This is a genomic window from Methanoregula sp. (genome assembly GCF_002835825.1).
Lineage (GTDB): Archaea > Halobacteriota > Methanomicrobia > Methanomicrobiales > Methanospirillaceae > Methanoregula.
This window is the reverse complement of sequence record NZ_PIZH01000679.1, coordinates 1-1,134: the sequence shown is the minus strand read 5'-3', so window position 1 is coordinate 1,134 and position 1,134 is coordinate 1. Positions and strand designations below refer to the sequence as shown.

Below are 1,134 nucleotides of genomic sequence, written 5' to 3'. Positions count from 1 at the left end.
GATCACCCCCCTCCCGCCATGGAGGGTTATCCCGTACTTTTTGGCAAGGATTTCCGCCTCCCCGCGGGATATTGTTCTTTTCCTGGCAGCGATGCCATAGGAACGCAGATCCGGGGGGATGGTGAATCCTCTTTTGATGGCTATCCCCCATTCCGGAGAGAGAGCCTCGTCCGCAACAAACTTGAAGATCTTTTCCGGAAGGCCTTCGACAATCGCAGGTTCGGTGGCAATTTCGATAAAACTGCAGGAGTTCCCTGCGGTTTTCTCTGCAATCGCCGGGTTCAGCATCACGATCCGGTGGGCGATCGGAAAGATCCCCTTCATACTGCCGAGGTGCTGGAGGAGTGCGAGTGCAAGCGCGAAGGTCGCTCCCCCTGCCCGCGAATCCGTATCATCAATCCCGATGGCCAGGTGTACCAGCGCCTTCGTGTACACCTTTCCCTCAACAAGCGGACCGGAACGACTGATTTTAACATCAGTCACACCTTTCGCAAGTGCCATCATGTCGGTGAGGGAATAGGCGGGGCCGCCTACACACCGGATTGTCTGGACAACCGAATCCCCTTCCCGCTCGATCCCGATTACGGCAACCGAGGGGGCCGGGAACAGGCCGACATCGGCCTGGGCCGAGCCGAACCGGGCACATTCCCGCAGGAGCGTCCCGTCACGGGATACCCTGCACAGGGCACCTCCGGCAAGGCCATGGTGGAACCCGCAGAACGCCGCACATGCCGAGCTCATGCAGTCATGATATATCTCGACGAACTCCCCATCAGTCGTCGTAAAAATCCTCCGGCAGGCGGTAGACGGAACGGTACTGGTCGAGACGTACCGGGCCGGGGCCCGTCCGTGCTGCTCCTCACGGACAAGCACGCACCCTTCGTCAAGAAGCCGATTGATCCAGTCCTGCACCGTGCTCCGGGGGACATCGGCAGACTGCTGGATATCCGTAGTGGTAAAAAAGCCTTTTTCAAGGGTGAATTCCCGCATCAGGTGGAGGAGCTGCCGCCGCCGTTCAAGAACCCGCGACATACCGGTCCCTGATATAGAGAAGATCGCCGATTACCGCGCTCGCCGTTTCAATGGATCCGGCGCCCTTACCGATCAGGGTAATCTCGCCGGCCATATCGGTCT

The 1,134-nt window shown here is 59.1% G+C and carries 1 protein-coding gene and 1 pseudogene; both read right to left on the bottom strand.

Features of this window, described 5'->3' with window-relative positions; translation table 11 throughout:
* Positions 1-1,032: helix-turn-helix domain-containing protein (locus CW742_RS14375; protein ID WP_292421555.1), on the bottom strand; the 1,032-nt coding region annotated here is incomplete at its 3' end.
* Positions 1,016-1,134 (bottom strand): annotated as a pseudogene (locus tag CW742_RS14370) (homoserine dehydrogenase); the annotation flags it as partial. The pseudogene CW742_RS14370 and the gene CW742_RS14375, both read right to left, overlap by 17 nt.